General features: G+C 64.8%; 1 protein-coding gene. It reads right to left on the bottom strand.

What is annotated here, in order from left to right; all coding sequences use genetic code 11:
* Window positions 1-407 (bottom strand): aminotransferase class I/II-fold pyridoxal phosphate-dependent enzyme (locus tag P0G09_RS15755; protein WP_275253124.1); only part of this gene is annotated, 407 nt, incomplete at its 3' end.
* Window positions 408-426 lie beyond the last annotated feature (19 nt).

Here is a 426-nt window from a genome sequence, read left to right as displayed (position 1 = left end):
GCAATGGCTTCCAGATCCTCCCGCTCCATCACCGCACCGGTGGGGTTGTTGGGGAACGGCATGATAAGGAGCTTGGTCTTGGGGGTGATGGCGGCGTTCAGGGCCTCGGGCCTGAGGCGGAACTCATCCTCCTGGCGGCAGGGCACATGCACCGGCACACCGCCGGACAGGGTGGTGATGGGCTCATAGCAGACAAAGCAGGGCTCCGGGATGATCACCTCATCCCCGGGCTGCACAATGGCGCGGATGCTCATATCAATGGCTTCGCTGCCGCCCACGGTCACCAGCACCTCCCGCAGGGGGTCGTAGTGCAGGTGCATCCGGCGCTCCAGATATCTGCAGATCTCCGCCCGCAGCTCTTTCAGGCCTGCGTTGGCGGTGTAGCAGGCATCGAGAGCCTGGAGCATGGCCGCACCCGCTACACCG

The organism is Faecalibacterium sp. DFI.5.82 (genome assembly GCF_029076575.1).
Classification (GTDB): domain Bacteria; phylum Bacillota; class Clostridia; order Oscillospirales; family Ruminococcaceae; genus Faecalibacterium; species Faecalibacterium duncaniae.
This window is presented reverse-complemented; position numbering and strand designations above follow the sequence as displayed.